The following is a 7,124-nucleotide window of genomic DNA, read 5'->3' as shown; positions in this document are numbered from 1 at the left end:
GCCGCCCGCCATGCCGGAAGCCACCGCAATCCAGCCCGTGTCCCGGCCCATCACCTCCACTACCATGACGCGGTTATGCGCCTCCGCCGTGGTGTGGAGCCGGTCGATGGCTTCGGTGGCAATGTTGACCGCCGTGTCAAAACCGAAACAATAGTCCGTCCCGCTCAGGTCATTATCAATGGTTTTGGGAATGCCCACCACCGCAACGCCGTCCTGAAACAAGCGGTCGGCCACGCCCATGGTGTCATCGCCGCCGATGGCAACGAGCGCGTCAATCGCGTTCTTCTGCAGATTGGTTTTGATGGTGCTGAGCCCGTCGGGACGTTTCAGCGGGTTCGTCCGGGAAGTGCGCAGGATGGTGCCGCCCCGGTAGACGATTCCGGAAACACGCTCCAGGTCCAGCCGTTCCATCTTGTTTTCGAGCAGGCCTCTCCAGCCCTCCATAATGCCGGTAGTCGCATAGCCGAGAGACCTCACTCGCCGCACGACGGCCCGGATCACCGCATTCAACCCGGGACAGTCTCCGCCGCCGGTCAAGATGCCGACAGTTAGACACATGGTTCCAACTCCTTTCGGGAATCCGGCATTCTTTTCCTTTTCGGCGGAAACGCCAATTTCTACACCCGTCAAACTGCCAAGATTACCAGAACATTCCCGTTTGCAGGAGACAACAAGACCGAAGCTGCCTGGAGGCTCTTTGAAAGACTTGCACAACTTATCCTACGGCATGTTGTTCTCATCGGCAACGCGGGAGTGTGACGGGCCCGTGCAGCCTGGCCGAATCTTGGAAAAAGGCCCTATAATTTGGTATGCTAGCCGCTGCCCAAACACCACTCAATTCAAACGGGCCAAGCTCCCAGCCGCAAGCGGAGCAGAGGGGGGAGCACTACGCTAAAAGCGGCGGGCTGATTCCAAATCAAGGATGAGGAGCAGGTGAAAACGCCGCTCCTCAAGGGGAAGAGCCTCTGATCTTTCGATCTATGATCTTTGCAGGGAGGGTTCGGTGATAGAAGTTCAGGGATTGACCAAACGATATGGACGGACCGTAGCCGTTCAGGATGTCAGCTTCTCTGTAAAGAAAGGGGAAATCCTGGGATTCCTCGGCCCGAACGGCGCCGGAAAAACCACCACCATCAAGATGTTGTGCGGTCTGATCACTCCGGATGAAGGTCACCTGCAACTGAATGGCTATGATGTGTCACGCCAGCGCAGCGCGGCCATGTCGCAGATCGGGGTGGTGCTGGAGGGTACGCGCAACGTCTACTGGCGGCTGAGCGCGTGGGAGAATCTCATGTACTTCGGGCGCCTGAAGGGCAAGACCGCCAGGGAAACTCGGGGGCGGGCCGAGGGGCTGCTAAAGGAGTTGGACCTCTGGGACCGGCGTAAGGATCCGGTGCGCACATTTTCCCGGGGCATGCAGCAGAAGGTGGCCATCGCCAGCGCCCTCATCGCCGACCCCCCTGTCGTCCTGCTCGATGAGCCCACCCTGGGGCTGGACGTGCCCTCGTCCCGGACGGTGAAGCAGTGGATTTCGCGCCTATCCAGGGAAGAGGGCAAGACCGTCATTCTGACGACCCACCAGCTGCAGATGGCCGAGGAGTTGTGCGACCGGGTGGCGATCATGCGGGCGGGGAAGTTGCTGGCCAATGAGCCGGTAGCCAAGCTGCTGAACCTCTCCGGCGATCACCATTACCGGATCCGGCTGGACGGCCAGCTGCGGCCCGACCAGCTGGCGGGATTCGATGGCCTGCAGGCCGAGGAGGACAACGGCCAGACCATCCTGACCGGGGCCATCCGCGATCAAACCGCCCTGTTCGAAATTCTGGGGAAGGTGCGTGCAACGGGTGTGCCGCTGCACTCGGTGACCCGGTCCGAGCTGGACCTGGAGGAAGTATTTCTGCGCACCCTGGCGCGAGAGGACTGACCCATGCGACTGGCACTGCTGGCCTTTTACAACGAGACCCGCAAGGGGATGCTGCTCATCTGGGACTACCGCTTTAGCATGTTCACCCAGGTGCTCATGTTCGGTGGTGTATTCCTCGCTGTTACGTTCATGATAGGGAACGGCAAGTTTGTCCCCGAACGTATGGCGCCGATCATGATCGGCTACATGATGTGGACTTTTGCCAGCATGGCCCTGAACGATATGAGCTGGAACCTCATGGAGGAGACCCGCACCGGTACCCTGGAGCAGATGTACATGACCCCGGCGCCAACGGGGCTCATCGTTCTGGGGCGGGCCTTTTCCCGCCTGCTCTTTGCCGGCACCATGGTGCTACTGATGAGCATTCTCATCATCGCGGGCTTCAAGCTCGACCTGCCCCTGCGCTGGCCGGCTCTCCCTGTGCTGGCGCTTACGGTTGCCGGGGTGTACGGCTTCGGATTCATGGTGGCCGGCGCCACGCTGGTTTTCAAGCAAGTGGGCACGCTGGCGTTTATTATCCAGAACAGCCTGCTATTCCTCAATGGCTCCTTTTTCCCCGTGGACCGCTTCCCGGCAGGACTGGCGACCTTCACCAAGACGCTGCCCACAACGCAAGGCATCATTGTCCTGCGGCAGCTGTTGATTGACAGGCAGTCTCTGGCCAGCGTGTGGGCGGACGGGTCGCTCGCCTTGCTGGTGCTCCACTCGGCCCTGTTTTTCATCGGGGGATGGACCATTTTCAAATGGTGCGAGGGGTTGGCACGGCGACAGGGGTCGCTGGGACAGTATTAGGCCCCCAGGTCGTGGCCTTCATGGAGGCAGCAGCTCCCGCCGCAATGAAAATTTTCACCATCGTCGGGCCCACATCGGCGGGCAAGACGGCCTACGCTGTCGAGGCGGCCCTGAAGCGGAACGGCGAGGTCATCTCCGTGGATTCCCGCCAGATCTACCGCGGATTTGTTATCGGCACCGGCCAGCCTACCGCCGGTGAACAAGGGGGCGTGCCCCATCATCTGCTTAACCGGCTCGACCCGGCGCAGCGGATTACCGCGGGGCAGTACGCGCGGCTGGTTTACGACCAGATAGCCGAGATCGTCGCCCGGGGCAGGGAACCGATCCTGTGCGGCGGTTCCGGCCTCTACCTGCGCGCCGTGCGTTTAGGGCTGGTGGCCTCGGGGGAGTCGGACCCCGTTCTGCGCCAGGCGGTGCTGGCGCGCATCGAGGCGCAGGGGGCGAAACAGGTTTATGCCGAATTTGCGCGGGCCGATCCAGAATATGCGCAGACGTTCCAGCCCAGCAACATCCGGCGCCTGGCCCGGGCCGTGGAGCTCCTCGAGGCCACCGGCCGGCCCCCCAGTGAGATGCACAGCTGGCGGCAGGCGGGGCATAGCGGCTATGACCGCCAGCCAGCCATTACCATCCCCGGGGTGGGGGCCGTGACCTTCCAGCTGCTGGGCCTGCGGCGGCCGCGCCAGGAACTGAATGCGCGCATCGATAGCAGGGTGGACGCCATGCTGGACCGGGGCTGGCTGGACGAGGTGCGCCGACTGCTGGACGCTGGGGTGCCCCCGACGGCCCACGCCATGCAGGGGGTGGGCTACCGGCAGCTGGTGCAGGTGTTGGCCGGCGAGCTGGCGCTGGACGAGGCCGTGCCGCTGATTCAGCTGCGGACGCGGCAGTTTGCCCGGCGGCAGCTCACCTGGTTTCGCCGGGAGCCGGTGCAGTGGATTGCGCCGGGAGACGCCAGCGGCTCATGATGGGGTTGGCGTGGGTGCTCCGGGAGTTATGGCTGTTCCAAAGCCTTGCCGATCTGGGCAAGGCACGATGCGCACGGATAGATTACGTTCCGTCCACGACTGTCCCATTCCGCACTTGTGAGGTTGCGTACGACGTAAATCAGCGGCGCGGTCTACCGCGTACGCTGGATCTGCCATGCTAGGTTAAGTTCTCCCCGAATTCCCTCTTCAAAGTTGCCAATACCTCCCCGTAGGTTTCCTTGATGTTGCCTCCGGCGAATCGGATTTGCTCAATACCATGTATGTTTGAGAACTCTACTGTGCCTTCCTCTAGGAGCACGATTGCCCGGTGAAAGCCAAGCTTTCCCTGAAATAACCCAGCTTCGTGTACCACATTTTGTCGAGCGAGCAAATCACCCTCCGCTGTCTCGTCTTCTCCAGTCATAAGAAGTACAGCGAATGAACTTTTAGCAAGCATTTCTTCAAGGATGTCTCTGATTGTATGGCCTGCTCTTGCTCCAATTTCATACGCCTCGACGATGTAGCCATGCTTGTCTTGCAGGTGATCTTTCAGATCGCGCCAAATCGCGCTACCTCCGTGCCCAATGAAGATCCTTGGTTTGGGACGTTCTGACTTGGGAGGATCAGGCAGGCGAGATGCCCCAGCATGTTTCTCGAACACCTCAAACACAACTTCAATCTTCCCCCGTTCAGGAGCACCAATTTTGACTTGGGCAGAATCAGTGAACGCGTGGATGAGAAAGTTGTAGCCATTAGTCTGCTCAGAGAATACCGCTCCGCCCTTGGACCGTCTGTAGTCGGCGAAGAATTCGTCCTCAGTGTCATGCCTCCATTCGGAGTCTTCAAGTTCTACGCTCAAGTATTGCTGCGATCGCTCCTGGTCCTTAGGCCCTTGCTGTGAGCGAAATACCTGAAGTGCCTCGCGGATAACATCAGCAGAAAAGCGGGCTTGTCGGTAATGTTTAGTCTTCTGCATTTTCCTCCAAATTCCAAGGAGACTATCCTAACTGCTGCGAACTGAGCGGTGCAGCAATTATACTTTATCCTGTGCTCGCCCTTGTGAGCGGTTGGGCAGCCGCACCGGCAGGCATCTCTAAGCTTAGTGGCTCTGCCGGACTGATCCAAACCGCCCTCCAATCCACCGGTAGCCTGCCCGTCTTGGCGTATTCGCTACCAGGGTGTAACTTAGCGCTACAATGAGCCGTTCTTGTGAAGCTGATTAATCGCCGTCATACGCGCCAGGTAACGGTGCGCGGGGTCCCCATTGGTGGAGGCGCGCCCATCCCGGTGCAATCCATGACCACCACCAAGACCGACGATGTGGCCGCCACCATGGCGGAAATCGAGCGTCTGGAGGAGGCGGGCTGCCAGATCGTGCGCATCACCGTGCCCGATGAGGCCGCCGCCAAGGGCTTTGCCCAGATCCGTCAGCGCACCGATCTGCCGCTGGTGGCCGACATTCATTTTAACTATCGCATGGCCCTGGCCGCAGTGGATGCCGGGGCCGACAAGATACGGATCAATCCCGGCAACATCGGCTCCCGGGAGCGGGTTCAGGAGGTGATCGCCAAGGTAAAGAGCGCCGGACTGCCTATTCGCATCGGCGTGAATGCCGGTAGCCTGGAGCGGGAATTCGTCGAAAAATTCGGCTATCCCACACCCGAGGGCATGGTGGCCAGCGCAGAGAAGCACATGGCCGTCTGCGAGGAAAATGGCCTTGACGATCTGGTGATCTCCCTCAAGGCCAGCGATGTGCCGCTGATGATGGCGGCCTACCGGATATTTGCGCTGAAATACGACTATCCCCTGCACCTGGGGGTCACTGAAGCGGGGCCCGTCAAGTCGGGCACCGTGAAGTCGGCCGTGGGCATAGGCGCGCTGCTGGCGGACGGAATCGGTGATACCATTCGGGTGTCCCTCACCGCTGACCCGGTGCAGGAGGTCAAGGTAGGCTACGAGCTGCTCAAGTCGCTGGGGCTGGCCAGCCGTGGGGTCACCATTGTGGCCTGTCCGACCTGTGGCCGGCTGGAGGTGGACCTGTTCAAGCTTGCCGACGAGATCGAGACCCGCATGGAGGGGATCGATAAGACGCTCAGTGTGGCCCTGATGGGCTGCGCGGTGAATGGCCCTGGTGAAGCCACGGGGGCCGATTTGGGCATCGCATTCGGCAAGGGTGGCGGTCTGCTGTATCTCAATGGCAAAAAGGCGGGCCGGGTGTCGGAAGCGGAAGCCATTGATCGCCTGGTGCTGGAAATCGAGAACTGGCCCGATGACAAGCACTAGGGCGGTCCTGGCCGACCGGGCTGCAACCTAGCCGGCGCTCGTGGCCGGCGCCCTCCTCGCGCATACTTTTTCGGCGGCCGTGCTGGGTGTGGACGCCTACATCGTCAAGGTGGAGTGCCACCTGGACAATACGGTGCCGCCCACATTTACCACCGTGGGACTGCCGGAGGGCGCCGTGCGGGAGAGTAAAGAGCGGGTGCTGGCGGCGCTCAAGAATTCCGGTTTTCAGATTCCCCAGAAACGCACCACTGTCAATCTGGCACCGGCGGACATCCGCAAGGAGGGCAGCGCCTTCGATCTGCCCATTGCCGTAGGTATCCTCGCCGCCCTGGGGCAGGTGCCGCAGGCAGCGCTGGAAGGGATCGTCCTGCTGGGCGAGCTGGGCCTGGACGGCTCCCTCCGGACGGTGAAAGGGGTGCTGCCCATCGCCATGGTGGCCCGGCAGGAGGGGATCAACACGCTGCTAGTACCAGCTGTCAACGCCACCGAAGCCGCCCTGGTGGAGGGCGTGAAAGTGGGCGGGCTGGCCAACTTGCCGGAGGTCGTGGCGCTGCTGCGGGGCGAACAACCCCTGCATCCGGTGACCGTGGAACGGGAAGCCTTGCTCCAGCAGGCACGGCAGGCCACTATCGACTTCAGCGAAGTGAAGGGGCAGGAACACGCCAAGCGGGCGGTGGAGGTGGCGGCGGCGGGCGGCCACAACGCCATTCTCATCGGCCCACCGGGCGGCGGCAAGACCATGGTGGCCCAGCGTATCCCCACCATCCTGCCAAAACTGTCGCTGGATGAGGCGCTGGAGACCACCAAAATTCACTCGGTGGCTGGACTTCTGCGGGCGGGCGAGGGGATTATCGGCCAGCGTCCCTACCGGTCGCCCCACCATACCATCTCCGACGCGGGACTCATCGGCGGCGGTTCTGTGCCCCGGCCCGGAGAGGTGAGTCTGGCACACCACGGCGTGCTGTTCCTGGACGAGCTGCCCGAGTTCAACAAGAGCGTACTGGAGGTGCTCAGGCAGCCGCTGGAGGCGGGCGAGGTGACCATCGCCCGGGCCAGGGTATCGGTTACCTATCCAGCCAACATCATGCTGGTGGCGGCCATGAACCCCTGTCCCTGCGGCTATGCCACCGACCCCCGCAATACCTGCAGTTGCTCACAGA

General features: G+C 61.6%; 7 protein-coding genes. 5 read left to right on the top strand and 2 right to left on the bottom strand.

Features of this window, described 5'->3' with window-relative positions:
- The coding region (locus tag IH971_10165; protein ID MCH7498202.1) for an ATP-dependent 6-phosphofructokinase at window positions 1–558 on the bottom strand (558 nt) is incomplete at its 3' end.
- 445 nt (window positions 559–1,003) lie between these two features.
- Here IH971_10165 and IH971_10160 point away from each other — a divergent pair.
- The 3 genes from IH971_10160 to miaA are packed head-to-tail and all read left to right on the top strand — an operon-like array spanning window position 1,004 to window position 3,681.
- Complete coding sequence (locus IH971_10160) at window positions 1,004–1,924, top strand: ABC transporter ATP-binding protein (GenBank protein MCH7498201.1); 921 nt, start codon at window positions 1,004–1,006, stop codon at window positions 1,922–1,924.
- Window positions 1,925–1,927: 3 nt separating this feature from the next.
- Entirely contained in the window at window positions 1,928–2,716 is a 789-nt protein-coding gene (locus tag IH971_10155; protein MCH7498200.1) for an ABC transporter permease, read from the top strand.
- A gap of 44 nt (window positions 2,717–2,760) precedes the next feature.
- Window positions 2,761–3,681: a tRNA (adenosine(37)-N6)-dimethylallyltransferase MiaA gene (gene miaA, locus IH971_10150; protein ID MCH7498199.1), complete on the top strand. Its 921-nt coding sequence runs from the start codon at window positions 2,761–2,763 to the stop codon at window positions 3,679–3,681.
- 178 nt (window positions 3,682–3,859) lie between these two features.
- Here the strand turns inward: miaA and IH971_10145 are convergent, their stop codons facing one another.
- Window positions 3,860–4,657: a nucleotide-binding protein gene (locus tag IH971_10145; GenBank protein MCH7498198.1), complete on the bottom strand. Its 798-nt coding sequence runs from the start codon at window positions 4,655–4,657 to the stop codon at window positions 3,860–3,862.
- A gap of 242 nt (window positions 4,658–4,899) precedes the next feature.
- Between IH971_10145 and ispG the strand changes: the two genes are divergently transcribed.
- Both ispG and IH971_10135 read left to right on the top strand, forming a co-directional pair.
- The gene (gene ispG / locus IH971_10140) at window positions 4,900–5,964 is read left to right on the top strand and encodes a flavodoxin-dependent (E)-4-hydroxy-3-methylbut-2-enyl-diphosphate synthase (GenBank protein ID MCH7498197.1); all 1,065 of its coding nucleotides are present in this window, start codon (window positions 4,900–4,902) and stop codon (window positions 5,962–5,964) included.
- Window positions 5,965–6,004: 40 nt separating this feature from the next.
- Window positions 6,005–7,124, top strand: a 1,120-nt coding sequence (locus tag IH971_10135; protein MCH7498196.1) for a YifB family Mg chelatase-like AAA ATPase, incomplete at its 3' end; no start/stop codon positions are given.

The organism is Candidatus Neomarinimicrobiota bacterium (genome assembly GCA_022560655.1).
GTDB lineage: Bacteria > Fidelibacterota > Marinisomatia > SCGC-AAA003-L08 > TS1B11 > JADFSS01.
Note: the sequence above shows the minus strand (reverse complement) of the source record. Positions and strands in the feature narration are given on the sequence as shown.

Bases quoted from the DNA above. Each gene is read 5' to 3' on its own strand.
- IH971_10155 (MCH7498200.1), top strand. From the start codon at position 1,928: ATGCGACTGGCACTGCTGGCCTTTTACAACGAGACCCGCAAGGGGATG.
- miaA (MCH7498199.1), top strand. From the start codon at position 2,761: ATGAAAATTTTCACCATCGTCGGGCCCACATCGGCGGGCAAGACGGCC.
- IH971_10145 (MCH7498198.1), bottom strand. From the start codon at position 4,657: ATGCAGAAGACTAAACATTACCGACAAGCCCGCTTTTCTGCTGATGTT.